The following is a 15280-nucleotide window of genomic DNA, read 5'->3' as shown; positions in this document are numbered from 1 at the left end:
AATTCGCAGTTGGCGGTCAGGATTTCGTGACGGTCGCCTTGTCGATCACGACCGTCGCGTTCGGGGCCCCGTCACCGGCGCCGGTGCTCTCACCGGCGGCGGCGATCTTCTTCAGAACCTTCATGCCCGACTCCGAAACGGTACCGAACGGCGTGTAGCTGGGCGGCAGCTGGCTGTCCTGGTAGACCAGGAAGAACTGGCTGCCTCCGCTGTTCTTCTGCCCGGTGTTCGCCATCGCGACCGTGCCCGCCGGGTAGACGTTGTCCTTGAGGCTCTTGTCCTTCAGGTTCTCGTCCGGAATGGTGTAGCCGGGACCGCCGCTGCCGCTGCCCGTCGGGTCGCCGCACTGGAGCACGTAGATGCCGTTGGTGGTGAGCCGGTGGCACTTGGTGTGGTCGAAGTAGCCCTTGCCGGCCAGGAACTCGAAGGAGTTCACGGTGTGCGGGGCCGCCGACGTCTTCAGCGCGACGTCTATGTCACCGCAGGTCGTCGCCAGCTTCATCGAGTACTTCGCCGACTTGTCGATGCTCATCGCCGGCTCCTTCTTCCAGCTCATCGACTCGACCTCGCCCTTGGCCGGCTTGTCGCACGGGTCCGGCGGCGTGCTCGGGGCCGTCGCGCTGGGGGTGACCTCCGCGCCCGCGTTCTCCTTGCCGTCGTCCTTGAGGACCCCGGTCGTGTACAGCGCGAGGCTGCCGACCAGGACCACGCCCAGAGCCGATGCGATCACCGCGTTGCGCACGCGGGCCTTGCGCCGCGCGTCGGTTCGCCGCTGCTGCTGCCGCAAGAACTTCTCCCGGGCGAGCTGACGCCGCCGCTGCTCCTGGCTGACCACCGGGTTTACTCCTCATACGTCTCGTAAGTCGACGGGTGGTACGCGTGCGTCTGGTGAGCCGACCGCCTGCGTGTGCCCCGTACCGTATATGGGTTCGCTGAGGAAACGGCAGCGCCGGTAGGCTCTTACGGAAGCTGTAGCCGCCCGTATCGACACAACGAAGGACGATCGTGCTCATTGCCGGGTTCCCCGCCGGGGCCTGGGGGACCAACTGTTATCTGGTCGCCCCCGCCGCCGGTGAGGAGTGCGTGATCATCGACCCGGGCCACGAAGCGGCCCCAGGAGTCGAAGAGGCGCTGAAGAAGCATCGGCTCAAGCCCGTCGCCGTCGTCCTCACCCACGGCCACCTCGACCACGTGGCCTCGGTCGTCCCGGTGTGCGGCGCGCACGACGTACCGGCCTGGATCCACCCCGAGGACCGGTACATGATGAGCGACCCCGAGAAGGCCCTCGGCCGTTCCATCGGCACGCAGCTGATGGGCGAGCTGACCGTGGGGGAGCCGGACGACGTCAGGACGCTGACCGACGGCGCGAAGCTGGAGCTGGCCGGTCTGGAGCTCACCGTCGCGCACGCGCCCGGCCATACCAAGGGGTCGGTGACCTTCGGCCTGCCCGAGGCGGCGGACATCCCGCCGATCCTCTTCTCGGGCGACCTGCTGTTCGCCGGCTCCATCGGACGCACCGACCTGCCCGGCGGTGACATGGCCGAGATCCTCGACTCGCTCGCCCGCGTGTGCCTGCCGCTAGAGGACTCGACCGTGGTGCTGTCCGGCCACGGCCCCCAGACGACCATCGGCCGTGAGCGCGCCACCAACCCCTATCTGCGGCAGGTGGCCGCCGGCCAGGGAGCCGTCGAGGCTCCCCGACGAGGAATGTAGACGAGAGACTTCCGTGAGCACCTTCCAGGCCCCCAAGGGCACCTACGACCTGATCCCTCCGGACTCCGCGAAGTACCTGGCGGTGCGTGAGGCGATCGCCGCCCCGCTGCGCAACTCCGGCTACGGCTACATCGAGACGCCCGGCTTCGAGAGCGTCGAGCTGTTCGCGCGCGGTGTCGGCGAGTCCACCGACATCGTCACCAAGGAGATGTACGCCTTCGAGACCAAGGGCGGTGACAAGCTGGCCCTGCGCCCCGAGGGCACCGCCTCCGTGCTGCGCGCGGCTCTGGAGGCCAACCTGCACAAGGCGGGCAACCTCCCGGTCAAGCTCTGGTACTCCGGCTCGTACTACCGCTACGAGCGCCCCCAGAAGGGCCGCTACAGGCACTTCTCCCAGGTCGGCGCCGAGGCGATCGGCGCCGAGGACCCCGCGCTGGACGCCGAGCTGATCATCCTGGCCGACCAGGCGTACCGCTCGCTCGGGCTGCGCGACTTCCGCATCCTGCTCAACAGCCTGGGCGACAAGGAGTGCCGCCCGGTCTACCGGGCCGCGCTCCAGGACTTCCTGCGCGGTCTCGACCTCGACGAGGACACCCTGCGCCGCGCGGAGATCAACCCGCTGCGCGTCCTCGACGACAAGCGTGAGTCGGTCCAGAAGCAGCTGACGAACGCCCCGCTGCTGCGCGACTACCTCTGCGACGCCTGCAAGACGTACCACGAGGAGGTCCGCGAGCTGATCACGGCCGCCGGTGTCGTCTTCGAGGACGACCCCAAGCTGGTCCGCGGCCTGGACTACTACACCCGTACGACCTTCGAGTTCGTCCACGACGGTCTGGGCTCCCAGTCCGCGGTGGGCGGCGGCGGCCGCTACGACGGCCTGTCCGAGATGATCGGCGGCCCCGCGCTGCCGTCCGTCGGCTGGGCCCTCGGCGTCGACCGCACCGTCCTCGCCCTGGAGGCGGAGGGCATCGAGCTCGACATCCCGGCCGGCACCAGCGTGTTCGCGGTGCCGCTCGGCGAGGAGGCCCGCCGGGTGCTGTTCGCCAAGGTCACCGACCTGCGCAAGGCGGGGATCGCGGCCGACTTCTCGTATGGCGGCAAGGGCCTCAAGGGAGCGATGAAGAACGCCAACCGCAGCGGCGCCCGCTACGCGATCGTGGCCGGTGAGCGGGACCTCGCCGAGGGCGTCGTCCAGCTCAAGGACATGGAGTCCGGCGAGCAGACCTCGATCGGCGTCAACGAGATCGTGGCCGAGCTTGAGGCACGGCTCGGCTGAGAAGGCCTCGCGGGAGCGCCGGGGACAAGGGAACCCCGGCGCTCCCGGCATGTCCGGATCCGAACGGTGGACGGCCTTCGGCCGTATGTCCTTATGCGCAGCGAACGGTGGCCACACAGGGGTGTGCGGCACAATGTCCGATGCCGGAAGCAGGTCCACCTCCCTCAAGTGACGGAATCGGCGTGATGAGCAAGACGACAGTCCAGGACGTCTCCACCGAGCCCGAGCCCGGGCCGCAGTCGCGGCACACCGCCGACGAGCCGCGCACGGTGGGCGGCAGCCGGGCCTTCGCCCTGCTGCTGGTGATCACGGGCGCGGCGGGGCTGCTCGCCGCCTGGGTCATCACCCTCGACAAGTTCAAGATCCTGGAAGCCAAGGCCAGGGGCGAGACGTTCACCCCGAGCTGCAGCCTCAACCCGATCGTGTCCTGCGGCAGCGTCATGGAGAGCGAGCAGGCGTCCGTCTTCGGGTTCCCCAACCCGATGCTCGGCCTCGTCGCCTACGGCATCGTGATCTGCGTCGGCATGAGCCTGCTCGCCCGGGCCCGCTTCCCGCGCTGGTACTGGCTCACCTTCAACGCGGGCACGCTCTTCGGTGTCGGGTTCTGCACCTGGCTGATGATCCAGTCGCTGTACGAGATCAACGCGCTGTGCCTGTGGTGCTCGCTGGCCTGGGTCGCGACCATCGTCATGTTCTGGTACCTGACGTCCTTCAACGTCCGGAACGGCTTCCTGCCCGCCCCGGCCGGGCTCAGGAACTTCCTCGGCGAGTTCACCTGGGTGCTGCCGGTCACGCACGTCGGCATCATCGTCATGCTGATCATGACCCGCTGGGGCAGCCAGCTCTGGGCCTGACCCGGCGCCCGGGGGGATTGTCAGTGCGGTGATTTAGGGTTTCCAGCGTGGAGCCCGACCTGTTCACCGCCGCCGCAGAAGAACGCCAGGAGAAGGACCCGACCGGCAGCCCCCTGGCCGTGCGGATGCGCCCGCGCACCCTCGACGAGGTGGTGGGCCAGCAGCACCTGCTCAAGCCCGGCTCGCCGCTGCGCCGGCTGGTCGGCGAGGGTTCCGGGGGACCGGCCGGACCGTCCTCGGTGATCCTGTGGGGCCCGCCCGGCACGGGCAAGACGACACTCGCGTACGTCGTCTCCAAGGCCACCAACAAGCGCTTCGTGGAGCTGTCCGCGATCACCGCCGGGGTCAAGGAGGTCCGCGCGGTCATCGACGGCGCCCGCCGCGCCACCGGCGGGTACGGCAAGGAGACCGTCCTCTTCCTCGACGAGATCCACCGCTTCAGCAAGGCCCAGCAGGACTCCCTCCTCCCGGCCGTCGAGAACCGCTGGGTGACCCTGATCGCGGCGACCACCGAGAACCCGTACTTCTCGGTGATCTCCCCGCTGCTGTCGCGCTCCCTGCTGCTCACCCTCGAACCCCTCACGGACGACGACGTCCGCGGGCTGCTCCGCCGGGCGCTGAGCGACGACCGCGGCCTCAAGGGCGCCGTCACCCTCCCCGAGGACACCGAGGAGCACCTGCTGCGCATCGCCGGCGGCGACGCCCGCCGCGCGCTGACCGCCCTGGAGGCCGCCGCCGGGGCCGCGCTCGACAAGGGCGAACCGGAGATCGCCCTCACCACCCTGGAGGAGACGGTCGACCGCGCGGCGGTGAAGTACGACCGCGACGGCGACCAGCACTACGACGTGGCCAGCGCCCTCATCAAGTCCATCCGCGGCTCCGACGTCGACGCCGCCCTGCACTACCTGGCCCGCATGATCGAGGCGGGCGAGGACCCCAGGTTCATCGCCCGCCGCCTGATGATCTCCGCCAGCGAGGACATCGGACTCGCCGACCCGGGCGCCCTGCCGATCGCGGTCGCCGCCGCCCAGGCCGTCGCCATGATCGGCTTCCCCGAGGCCGCGCTCACCCTCAGCCACGCCACCATCGCCCTGGCCCTCGCCCCCAAGTCCAACGCGGCGACCACAGCGATCGGCGCCGCCCTGGACGACGTACGCAAGGGACTGGCCGGGCCGGTGCCCGGGCACCTGCGCGACTCCCACTACAAGGGCGCCGCCAAGCTCGGCCACGGGCAGGGGTACGTCTATCCGCACGACCTGCCCGAGGGCATCGCCGCCCAGCAGTACGCGCCGGACGCCCTGAAGGACCGCGAGTACTACACCCCGAGCCGGCACGGCGCGGAGGCACGGTACGCGGACGCCGTGGAGTGGACCAGGAAGCACCTCGGTCGCAGGCGGTCCTGAGCACCCTGTAGGATCGTTGAAGCGCTGCGTCCTGTGCAGTCAGAACGGGACAGTCAGCCGGAGAACCGGTCCCCAGCGGATCGGCTCCAGGAGCGTCGCGCACCGTCGAACGGTGTCGCGGGCAGCCCACCACCACCCGGAATCCCGGATTCGGTCGGTGGGCCACTCGCGTGCTGCACGTATGTGCCCAGACCAGGGGAGCGGCTGCCCGGCAGGTCCCATGCGGACCCGGCGGGATTCCCCGGCTGCGGATGCGACCTCCCTCAACTCTGACAAGCCGAACACCAGAAATGAGAGACAAGTGGCGAACCAGTCCCGCCCCAAGGTCAAGAAGTCGCGTGCCCTCGGCATCGCGCTGACCCCGAAGGCCGTCAAGTACTTCGAGGCCCGTCCCTACCCGCCGGGTGAGCACGGCCGCGGCCGCAAGCAGAACTCGGACTACAAGGTCCGTCTGCTGGAGAAGCAGCGTCTGCGCGCGCAGTACGACATCTCCGAGCGTCAGCTGGTCCGCGCCTACGAGCGTGCCTCCAAGGTGCAGGGCAAGACCGGTGAGGCCCTGATCGTCGAGCTCGAGCGCCGTCTCGACGCCCTGGTCCTGCGTTCGGGCATCGCCCGCACGATCTACCAGGCCCGCCAGATGGTCGTGCACGGCCACATCGAGGTCAACGGCCAGAAGGTCGACAAGCCGTCGTTCCGTGTCCGCCCGGACGACGTCGTGCAGGTTCGCGAGCGCAGCCGTGAGAAGACGCTGTTCTCGATCGCCCGTGAGGGTGGCTTCGCCCCCGACGGCGAGACCCCGCGCTACCTCCAGGTGAACCTCCGCGCCCTGGCGTTCCGCCTGGACCGTGAGCCGAACCGCAAGGAGATCCCGGTGATCTGCGACGAGCAGCTCGTCGTCGAGTACTACGCCCGTTGATCCGGGTGTAGCACCTCCTGCGTCAGCCCGCCGTCTCCCCGCCCTTCCGGGTGGGCGAGCCGGCGGGCTTCTGCGTGTCCGCCGACCCTCGCGCCTCCCGCACCGGCCCGCGCGGGCCCGGCACCGCGTTGCGGATACGCCCCCGTTGCCGCACCCGGGCGACTGCCTCCGCGCGCTCCAGCCGCTCGCCCTCCCGCACGCACTCCTCGTACCGCTCGTCGCCCAGCTGCTCCCGGGCCATCGCCTCGCACAGCTCGTGCGGGCCCTTGTAGTGCGCCGAGCCGAACAGCGGCAGCCCCACCGACGGCCAGATACGGGCCGCCGCGCCCTGCAGCACCGCCGCCTCCGCCGGGTCGCCCTCCGTCGCCGTCACCAACGCCAGCAGCTCCACCGCCAGCACGCAGCCCAGCAGATCCCGGAAGCCGTGCGCGCCACGCACGCACTCCGTCAGCAGGACGCGGGCGCGGTCCGTGTCGCCCTCGCTCCAGGCGGCGTACGCCAGGACGTACAGCGCGTAGCCCCGGGCCCAGCGCTCCCCGTGGTCCTCGCACACCCGGCGCACGTCCTCGCACAGCCGCACGGCGTCCGGCAGATCGCCCTGGAACGCCCGGGTCATGGCCAGCTCGACCTGCGCCATCAGGACGTTGCTGTTGAGTTCGCCGATCTCCCGGTAGCGGTCCAGAGCCGAGCGCAGCAGGGTCTCCGCACGCGCCATGTCGTCCGTGACCAGCGCCAGACAGCCGGTGCGGTGCTCGGCGTACGCCAGCGCCGTCGCGCTCCCCGACCGCTCCGCCTCCTCCCGGCACTCCTGGAGCGCCGCAAGGGCCGGGACCGGATCGCCCTGCAGGATGGCCACATAGCCCAGCACCCACAGGGCCTTCAGCCGGGGCTGCTCGTGGTCGGAGTCCAGCGCCAGAGCCCGCTCCAGCCAGTGCCGGCCCTCGGCCAGCCGCCCGCAGCCGACCCAGCAGAACCACAGGGAGCCCGCGAGGTACTGCGCCAGATGCGCCTCGTCGGGCTCGGCCAGACAGAACTCCAGGGCGCTGCGCAGATTGGGCAGCTCCGCCGCCACCCGGGCGGCCACCTCGCACTGGCGGGGCGAGAACCAGTCCAGCTCGCACCAGGTGGCGAGACCCAGGTACCAGTCGCGGTGCCGCCGCCGAAGCCGGCCGGCGTCACCGGTGGCCTCCAGCCACTCGGCGCCGTACGCGCGGACCGTGTCCAGCATCCGGTAGCGCACCGGCGTCCCGCCCGGCTCCCGCCCGACCACGCACTGCGCGATCAGTTCGTCCAGCACGTCCAGGACGTCCTCGGCGCGCAGACCGTGCCCGGCGCACACGTACTCGGCGGCCTCCAGGTCGAAGGGCCCGGTGAACACCGACAGCCGGGACCACAGCAGCCGCTCCTCGGGCGTGCACAGCTCATGGCTCCAGCCGATCGCCGTACGCAGCGTCCGGTGCCGGGGGAGCCCGTCCCGCCCACCGCCCGTCAGCAGCCGGAACCGGTCCTCCAGCCGGTCCAGCAGCAGCTCCGGGGAGAGGGCCCGCAGCCGCCCCGCGGCCAGCTCGATCGCCAGCGGGACACCGTCCAGCCGCCGGCACAGCTCCCGTACGGTCCGCTCGTCGCCGGGCGGCAGCCCCTGCCGGGCCGCCCGGTCGGCGAACAGCGCCACCGCCTCGTCCTCACCCAGCGGCGCCAGCGGGAACAGCCGCTCGCCCGACACCGCGAGCGGCCGGCGTCCCACGGCCAGGACCGTGAGTCCCGGCGCCCCGCGCAGCAGCTCCACGACCAGCGCGGCGCAAGCGTCCACGAGGTGCTCGAAACCGTCGATGACCAGCAGCAGTTGCCGGTCGGCGAGATGGCCGAGCAGCGTCTCGCGGGGCTGCCGGGTGGTGTGGTCGGTGAGGCCCAGGGCCTCCATCACGGCGTAGTCGACGAACTCCGGGTCGCGCAGCGGGGCCAGTTCCGCGCGCCACACCCCGTCTCGGGGCGCGGCACCGGCGGCGGCGCGCGCGGCCAGCCGCGACTTGCCGACTCCGCCGACGCCGGTCACGGTCACCAGCCGCGCGGCGCCGAGCGCCGCCGTCAGGGCGGCGAGTTCGGAGGTCCGTCCGACGAACCCGTCGAGTTCCCAGGGGAGATTGCCGGTCCGGGAGGTGTCGCCGCTGTGTTGGTCCCGCATGGGATACGGAGCGTACTCAATCGTATGCACTGCGTACAAATGCCGGAGGCAACTCCGCTGGTCCCGCCCGGTAATGCGGTACGGACGGGCAGCCCCGGCGCGATAGGCTCGGTGCACGACTTTCTCGATGTTCAGGCACGTTTCAGGGAGCGGGTGCACAAGGTGTCCGGTGGAGAGGTGGCCGGGATCCTGGTGGCCGTCTTCTGGGCGATCCTGGTCTCCTTCCTCGCGGTGGCACTCGTGAGGCTGGCCCAGACGCTCAAGGCGACCACCAAGCTCGTGGCGGACGTGACCGACCAGGCCGTCCCGCTGCTGGCCGACGCCTCCGAGGCGGTGCGCTCCGCGCAGACCCAGATCGACCGGGTCGACGCGATCGCCTCCGACGTCCAGGAGGTCACGTCCAACGCGTCCGCGCTGTCGACCACCGTCGCCTCCACCTTCGGAGGCCCGCTGGTCAAGGTCGCGGCCTTCGGATACGGCGTCCGCCGGGCGCTCGGCGGACGCAAGGACGACGTGCCCGAGCGGGCACCCCGGCGTACCGTGATCGTGGGCCGTACCGTCCCGGCCGCGCGGCGGGCGAAGCGAAACCTCCGCGGAAAGAAGGACTGAACCAGCGATGTTCCGCCGTACGTTCTGGTTCACCACGGGTGTCGCCGCCGGTGTGTGGGCCACCACCAAGGTCAACCGCAAGCTGAAGCAGCTGACCCCCGAGAGCCTGGCCGCGACCGCGGCGAACAAGGCGATCGAGGCGGGCCACCGGCTCAAGGACCGCGCGGTCGGCTTCGCCCTCGACGTCCGCGACAACATGGCCCAGCGGGAGGCCGAACTCGGCGAGGCCCTCGGCATCAACGCGGACCCCGAGCTGCCCGCTCCGCGGCGCTACGCCGTCATCGAGAACCGCAACGACCCCAAGTACATCGAGAACACGACGTACTCGTACAACCGGAATGAGGACCACTGATGGAGTCGGCTGAGATCCGCCGTCGCTGGCTGAGCTTCTTCGAGGAGCGCGGGCACACCGTCGTCCCTTCGGCGTCGCTCATCGCGGACGACCCGACTCTGCTCCTCGTCCCGGCCGGCATGGTGCCCTTCAAGCCCTACTTCCTGGGCGAGGTCAAGCCGCCCTTCGCCCGCGCCACCAGCGTCCAGAAGTGCGTGCGCACGCCCGACATCGAAGAGGTCGGCAAGACCACGCGGCACGGCACGTTCTTCCAGATGTGCGGCAACTTCTCCTTCGGCGACTACTTCAAGGAAGGCGCCATCAAGTACGCCTGGGAGCTGCTCACCACGCCCCAGGACAAGGGCGGTTACGGCCTGGAGCCGGAGAAGCTCTGGATCACCGTCTACAAGGACGACGACGAGGCCGAGCGCATCTGGCACGAGGTCGTCGGCGTGCCGAAGGAGCGCATCCAGCGCCTCGGCATGAAGGACAACTACTGGTCCATGGGCGTCCCCGGCCCCTGCGGCCCCTGCTCCGAGATCAACTACGACCGCGGCCCCGAGTTCGGCGTCGAGGGCGGCCCCGCCGTCAACGACGAGCGGTACGTCGAGATCTGGAACCTCGTCTTCATGCAGTACGAGCGGGGCGAGGGCATCGGCAAGGACAACTTCGAGATCCTGGGCGAGCTGCCGAGCAAGAACATCGACACCGGCCTCGGTCTGGAACGCCTCGCCATGATTCTGCAGGGCGTGCAGAACATGTACGAGATCGACACCTCCATGGCCGTCATCAAGAAGGCCACCGAGCTGACCGGCGTGGCCTACGGCGACGCCCACGAGTCGGACGTCTCCCTGCGCGTGGTCACCGACCACATGCGCACGTCCGTCATGCTCATCGGCGACGGCGTGACCCCCGGCAACGAGGGCCGCGGGTACGTGCTGCGCCGCATCATGCGCCGCGCCATCCGCAACATGCGCCTGCTCGGCGCCACCGGTCCGGTCGTCAAGGACCTGATCGACACCGTGATCGGCATGATGGGCCAGCAGTACCCCGAGCTGATCACCGACCGCGAGCGCATCGAGAAGGTCGCCCTCGCCGAGGAGAACGCCTTCCTCAAGACGCTGAAGGCCGGCACCAACATCCTCGACACGGCCGTCACCGACACCAAGGCCGCCGGCGGAACCGTCCTGCCCGGCGACAAGGCCTTCCTGCTCCACGACACCTGGGGCTTCCCGATCGACCTCACCCTGGAGATGGCCGCCGAGCAGGGCCTCTCCGTGGACGAGGAGGGCTTCCGCCGCCTGATGAAGGAGCAGCGGGAGCGCGCCAAGGCCGACGCCCAGGCCAAGAAGACCGGCCACGCCGGCGCCGGCGCCTACCGTGAGATCGCCGACAAGGCCGGTGCGACCGACTTCATCGGCTACACCGACACCGAGGGCGAGACCACGGTCGTCGGCATCCTCGTCGACGGCGTCTCCTCCCCGGCCGCCACCGAGGGCGACGAGGTCGAGATCGTCCTCGACCGGACCCCGTTCTACGCCGAGGGCGGCGGCCAGATCGGCGACACCGGCCGGATCAAGGTCGACACCGGTGCCGTCATCGAGATCCGCGACTGCCAGAAGCCGGTGCCCGGCGTCTACGTCCACAAGGGCGTCGTCCAGGTCGGCGAGGTCACCGTCGGCGCCAAGGCCCACGCCTCGATCGACGCCCGCCGTCGCACGGCCATCGCCCGCGCCCACTCGGCCACCCACCTCACCCACCAGGCCCTGCGCGACGCGCTCGGCCCGACGGCCGCCCAGGCCGGTTCCGAGAACCAGCCCGGCCGCTTCCGCTTCGACTTCGGCTCGCCGTCCGCCGTTCCGACGGCCGTGATGACCGACGTCGAGCAGAAGATCAACGAGGTGCTGTCCCGCGACCTCGCCGTGCACGCCGAGGTCATGGGCATCGACGAGGCCAAGAAGCAGGGCGCCATCGCCGAGTTCGGCGAGAAGTACGGCGAGCGGGTGCGCGTCGTCACCATCGGCGACTTCTCCAAGGAGCTGTGCGGCGGCACGCACGTGCACAACACCGCCCAGCTGGGCCTGGTGAAGCTGCTCGGCGAGTCCTCCATCGGCTCCGGTGTGCGCCGTATCGAGGCCCTGGTCGGCGTGGACGCCTACAACTTCCTCGCCCGTGAGCACACGGTCGTGGCCCAGCTCCAGGAGCTGATCAAGGGCCGTCCGGAGGAGCTTCCGGAGAAGGTCTCCGCCATGCTCGGCAAGCTCAAGGACGCCGAGAAGGAGATCGAGAAGTTCCGCGCGGAGAAGGTGCTGCAGGCCGCCGCCGGTCTCGCCGAGTCCGCCAAGGACGTGCGCGGTGTGGCCCTGGTCACCGGCCAGGTCCCGGACGGCACCACCGCCGACGACCTGCGCAAGCTGGTCCTCGACGTGCGCGGCCGCATCCAGGGCGGCCGGGCCGCCGTGGTGGCCCTGTTCACCACGGTCAACGGCAAGCCGCTGACGGTGATCGCCACCAACGAGGCCGCCCGCGAGCGCGGCCTCAAGGCCGGCGACCTGGTCCGCACGGCCGCCAAGACCCTCGGCGGCGGCGGTGGCGGCAAGCCGGACGTCGCCCAGGGCGGCGGCCAGAACCCGGCCGCCATCGGTGACGCCGTGGACGCCGTCGAGCGCCTGGTCGCGGAGACGGCCAAGTAATGCGCAGAGGACGTCGGCTCGCCATCGACGTCGGGGACGCCCGCATCGGGGTCGCCTCGTGCGACCCCGACGGGATCCTCGCCACGCCGGTGGAGACCGTGCCCGGCCGGGACGTCCCCGCGGCCCAGCGCAGGCTGAGGCAGCTGGTCGAGGAGTACGAGCCGATCGAGGTGGTGGTCGGGCTTCCGCGTTCCCTCAAGGGGGGCGAGGGCCCGGCCGCGGCCAAGGTCCGCGGCTTCGCCCAGGAACTCGCACGCATGATCGCGCCGGTCGCGGTGAGACTCGTCGACGAACGCATGACGACGGTGACGGCGAGCCAGGGACTGCGCGCTTCGGGCGTGAAGTCGAAGAAGGGGCGGTCCGTCATCGACCAGGCGGCAGCGGTGATCATCCTTCAACAGGCCCTGGAATCCGAACGGGTGTCAGGTAAAGCACCCGGCGAGGGCGTCGAAGTGGTCATCTGATCGCGATACGGTAACGTTCCGCGCGATGCGGCGGCATTCGAACAGCCGCCGCACAGCAAGAGGCGGAACGGAACCGGTTTCCGAGACCGCGACCGCCGCCTCGCGGCTCTAGGGGATCGATGACTGAGTATGGCCGGGGCCAAGGCTCCGAACCGTGGCATCCGGAGGACCCGTTGTACGGGGACGGCGGATGGGGAGGACAGCAGGCCCACCCGGGCCCACAGTCGTCCTACGGCGGCCGGCCGCAGCACCATCCGCAGCAGCCGCAGCAGCCGCAGTACGGCGAGTGGAGCGACACCGGCGCGCACGCCGCGTACGGCCAGAATCAGCAGCAGTACCAGAACTACGGTGGCCAGCAGTACCCCGGCCAGGGCGGGCAGCAGTACGACCCGCAGCAGCAGCCGTACGGCAACGGTGACGCCTGGTCCACCGGCGCCCAGCCGCAGGTCCAGTACCCCGCCGACCCGGCGGACCCGTACGCCCAGCAGTCGGCGGCCTACGACGGGGCGCAGCCCGACTTCTACGGCACCCAGGACGCCTACCCGCCGCCCGAGCCGCCCGCCCGGCGCAGCGCCGAGCCCGAGCCGCAGACCGACTGGGACCCGGGTCCCGACCAGGGCGAGCACGCCTTCTTCGCGGGCGACGACGACCGCGACTCCGACGGCCCGGACGACGCGGACGACTTCGACGACGAGGCGGGCGGGCGGCGTGGCCGCGGCGACCGGGGTGACCGAGGCGACCGGCGGGGCCGCGGCGGCAAGAAGAAGAGCCGCAACGGAGTCGCCTGCCTGGTGGTCGTCCTGGTGCTCGGCGGCGGTCTCGCCGGCGTCGGCTATTTCGGCCTGCAGTTCTACCAGGATCGTTTCGGCGAGGCCCCGGACTTCGCGGGCGACGGCAATGGCGAGCAGGTGTCCGTCACCATCCCCAAGGGTGCGAGCGGCTACACGATGGGCAACCTGCTGAAGCAGGCGGGCGTCGTCAAGAGCGTCGACGCCTTCGTCGCCGCCCAGAACGGCAACCCCGAGGGCAAGAGCATCCAGGACGGCGTGTACACGCTCCAGAAGGAGATGTCCGCCGAGAGCGCCGTCGAACTGATGCTCAGCGACGAGAGCCGCAACAACCTGATCATCGCCGAGGGCAAACGCAACGCCGACATCTACGCCCTCATCGACCAGCGCCTGGAGGTCACCGAGGGCACCACCGCCAAGGTGGCCGAGGACGACTGGAAGAAGCTCGGTCTGCCCGGCTGGGCGCAGGGCCACGAGAACGTCAAGGACCCGCTGGAAGGGTTCCTCTACCCCTCCAGCTATCCGGTCGCCAAGGGGCAGAAGCCCGAGGACGTCCTCAAGCAGATGGTCCAGCGGGCCACCGACACCTACGAGAAGATGGGTGTCGAGAAGAAGGCGGAGAGCCTGGGCCTCGACGGCCCCTGGCAGCTGATCACGGTCGCCAGCCTCGCCCAGGCCGAGGGCACCAGCCACGACGACTTCCGCAAGATGGCCGAGGTCGTCTACAACCGGATGAAGCCGGCCAACCCGCAGACCAACGGCATGCTGGAGTTCGACTCCACGTACAACTACATCAAGAACCAGAGCAAGATCGACCTCACGCTGGCCGAGCTGCGGAACTACGACAACCCGTACAACACGTACTACTACAAGGGCCTGCCGCCCGGACCGATCGGCAACCCGGGCGAGGAGGCGCTCACGGGCGCGCTCGACCCGACCGACGACGGCTGGTACTACTTCATCTCGATGGACGGCAAGACCAGCAAGTTCACCAAGACCAACGCAGAGCACCAGAAGCTGGTCGACCAGTGGAACGCTTCGAGGAACAACTGATGTCCCCAGCCCGCCGAGCCGCCGTTCTCGGCTCGCCGATCGCCCACTCCCTGTCCCCGGTGCTGCACCGCGCCGCGTACGCCGAGCTGGGGCTGACCGGATGGACGTACGACCGCTTCGACGTCGACGAGGCGGCGCTGCCCGGCTTCCTCGACGGGCTGGGTCCGGAGTGGGCGGGGCTGTCGCTGACCATGCCGCTGAAGCGGGCGGTGATCCCGCTGCTCGACGAGATCAGCGAGACCGCGTCCGCCGTGGACGCCGTGAACACCGTCGTCCTCCACGAGGACGGCCGCCGGACCGGCGACAACACCGACATCCCCGGCATGGTCGCGGCGCTGGCCGAGCACGGCATCGAGAAGGTCGACAGCGCGGCCGTCCTCGGCGCGGGCGCCACCGCCTCCTCCGCCCTCGCCGCGCTGGCCCGGATCTGCACCGGTGAGATCGCCGTCTACGTCCGCAGCGAGGCCCGGGCCGCCGAGATGCGGCAGTGGGCCGAGCGGCTGGACGTCGGGATCCGCGTCGCCGACTGGGCCGACGCCGAGCAGGCGCTGCGCGCGCCCCTGGTCGTCGCGACCACGCCGGCGGGCACCACCGACGCGCTGGCCGCCGCCATCCCCGAGCGGCCCGCCGCCCTCTTCGACGTGCTGTACGACCCCTGGCCGACCACCCTCGCCGCCCGCTGGTCCGCGTACGGCGGCGCCGTCGTCAGCGGCCTCGACCTGCTCGTCCACCAGGCCGTACTGCAGGTGGAACAGATGACCGGCCGCGCCCCGGCCCCCGTCAACGCCATGCGCCGGGCGGGCGAGCACGCTCTCGCGGAGCGCTGAGCCGCGCCTGGGAGCGGCGCCCGCCCGTCCGCCTGGTGGACCGGCGGATGGGACAACGGCCCGGACGTGGGAGGATCGGGGGTGGCGGGCCAGGGCCGCGCACCCGGTCGCGCCACCGCCGTGCGCGAGGACACGCGCACGCAGGGCAGTACCAGGGCGCGAGCACTGAGG

The 15280-nt window shown here is 70.6% G+C and carries 13 protein-coding genes; 11 read left to right on the top strand and 2 right to left on the bottom strand.

Features of this window, described 5'->3' with window-relative positions; all coding sequences use genetic code 11:
- Nucleotides 1–16 precede the first annotated feature (16 nt).
- Nucleotides 17–835, bottom strand: a complete 819-nt coding sequence (locus AMK31_RS19915; protein WP_073941930.1) for a peptidylprolyl isomerase — start codon at nt 833–835, stop codon at nt 17–19.
- A gap of 170 nt (nt 836–1005) precedes the next feature.
- Between AMK31_RS19915 and AMK31_RS19910 the strand changes: the two genes are divergently transcribed.
- The 5 genes from AMK31_RS19910 to rpsD all read left to right on the top strand — a co-directional run bounded on the left by AMK31_RS19910 (nt 1006) and on the right by rpsD (nt 6162).
- The gene (locus tag AMK31_RS19910) at nt 1006–1713 is read left to right on the top strand and encodes an MBL fold metallo-hydrolase (RefSeq protein WP_073941929.1); all 708 of its coding nucleotides are present in this window, start codon (nt 1006–1008) and stop codon (nt 1711–1713) included.
- Nucleotides 1714–1726: 13 nt separating this feature from the next.
- The gene (gene hisS, locus AMK31_RS19905) at nt 1727–2989 is read left to right on the top strand and encodes a histidine--tRNA ligase (protein ID WP_073941928.1); all 1263 of its coding nucleotides are present in this window, start codon (nt 1727–1729) and stop codon (nt 2987–2989) included.
- Between the two features lie 185 nt (nt 2990–3174).
- A complete protein-coding gene (locus AMK31_RS19900) occupies nt 3175–3843 on the top strand; it encodes a vitamin K epoxide reductase family protein (RefSeq protein ID WP_073941927.1) in 669 nt (222 codons plus the stop codon).
- 47 nt (nt 3844–3890) lie between these two features.
- Nucleotides 3891–5246, top strand: coding sequence for a replication-associated recombination protein A (locus tag AMK31_RS19895; protein ID WP_073941926.1), 1356 nt, complete (start codon nt 3891–3893; stop codon nt 5244–5246).
- A 301-nt stretch (nt 5247–5547) separates the two neighbouring features.
- Nucleotides 5548–6162, top strand: coding sequence for a 30S ribosomal protein S4 (rpsD, locus tag AMK31_RS19890; RefSeq protein WP_073941925.1), 615 nt, complete (start codon nt 5548–5550; stop codon nt 6160–6162).
- Nucleotides 6163–6184: 22 nt separating this feature from the next.
- On the opposite strand, the gene AMK31_RS19885 is transcribed toward rpsD, so the two are convergent.
- On the bottom strand, nt 6185–8344 hold the full coding sequence (locus AMK31_RS19885; protein ID WP_073941924.1) for an ATP-binding protein: 2160 nt from the start codon (nt 8342–8344) through the stop codon (nt 6185–6187).
- Between the two features lie 162 nt (nt 8345–8506).
- On the opposite strand from AMK31_RS19885, the gene AMK31_RS19880 reads away from it, so the two are divergent.
- From AMK31_RS19880 to AMK31_RS19855, 6 genes are all read left to right on the top strand, one after another.
- Nucleotides 8507–8953, top strand: a complete 447-nt coding sequence (locus tag AMK31_RS19880; RefSeq protein ID WP_073942413.1) for a DUF948 domain-containing protein — start codon at nt 8507–8509, stop codon at nt 8951–8953.
- A gap of 7 nt (nt 8954–8960) precedes the next feature.
- Nucleotides 8961–9305, top strand: coding sequence for a hypothetical protein (locus AMK31_RS19875; protein ID WP_073941923.1), 345 nt, complete (start codon nt 8961–8963; stop codon nt 9303–9305).
- Nucleotides 9305–11977 carry an alanine--tRNA ligase gene (alaS, locus tag AMK31_RS19870; protein WP_073941922.1) on the top strand — a complete coding sequence of 891 codons (2673 nt, stop codon included), beginning with the start codon at nt 9305–9307 and terminating at the stop codon, nt 11975–11977. Before AMK31_RS19875 ends, alaS begins: the two co-directional genes overlap by 1 nt.
- The gene (ruvX, locus tag AMK31_RS19865; RefSeq protein ID WP_073941921.1) at nt 11977–12441 is read left to right on the top strand and encodes a Holliday junction resolvase RuvX; all 465 of its coding nucleotides are present in this window, start codon (nt 11977–11979) and stop codon (nt 12439–12441) included. Before alaS ends, ruvX begins: the two co-directional genes overlap by 1 nt.
- Nucleotides 12442–12560: 119 nt before the next feature.
- The gene (gene mltG, locus AMK31_RS19860; protein WP_073941920.1) at nt 12561–14282 is read left to right on the top strand and encodes an endolytic transglycosylase MltG; all 1722 of its coding nucleotides are present in this window, start codon (nt 12561–12563) and stop codon (nt 14280–14282) included.
- Nucleotides 14282–15109: a shikimate dehydrogenase gene (locus AMK31_RS19855; RefSeq protein ID WP_073941919.1), complete on the top strand. Its 828-nt coding sequence runs from the start codon at nt 14282–14284 to the stop codon at nt 15107–15109. Before mltG ends, AMK31_RS19855 begins: the two co-directional genes overlap by 1 nt.
- Nucleotides 15110–15280: the final 171 nt, after the last annotated feature.

It is taken from the genome of Streptomyces sp. TSRI0107 (assembly GCF_001905845.1).
Classification (GTDB): Bacteria; Actinomycetota; Actinomycetes; order Streptomycetales; family Streptomycetaceae; genus Streptomyces.
The sequence above is the reverse complement of the archived record's forward strand: the minus strand, read 5'-3'. Positions and strand labels throughout refer to the sequence as shown.

Bases quoted from the DNA above. Each gene is read 5' to 3' on its own strand.
- AMK31_RS19900 (WP_073941927.1), top strand. From the start codon at position 3,175: ATGAGCAAGACGACAGTCCAGGACGTCTCCACCGAGCCCGAGCCCGGG.
- AMK31_RS19885 (WP_073941924.1), bottom strand. From the start codon at position 8,344: ATGCGGGACCAACACAGCGGCGACACCTCCCGGACCGGCAATCTCCCC.
- AMK31_RS19875 (WP_073941923.1), top strand. From the start codon at position 8,961: ATGTTCCGCCGTACGTTCTGGTTCACCACGGGTGTCGCCGCCGGTGTG.
- alaS (WP_073941922.1), top strand. From the start codon at position 9,305: ATGGAGTCGGCTGAGATCCGCCGTCGCTGGCTGAGCTTCTTCGAGGAG.
- ruvX (WP_073941921.1), top strand. From the start codon at position 11,977: ATGCGCAGAGGACGTCGGCTCGCCATCGACGTCGGGGACGCCCGCATC.
- mltG (WP_073941920.1), top strand. From the start codon at position 12,561: ATGACTGAGTATGGCCGGGGCCAAGGCTCCGAACCGTGGCATCCGGAG.
- AMK31_RS19855 (WP_073941919.1), top strand. From the start codon at position 14,282: ATGTCCCCAGCCCGCCGAGCCGCCGTTCTCGGCTCGCCGATCGCCCAC.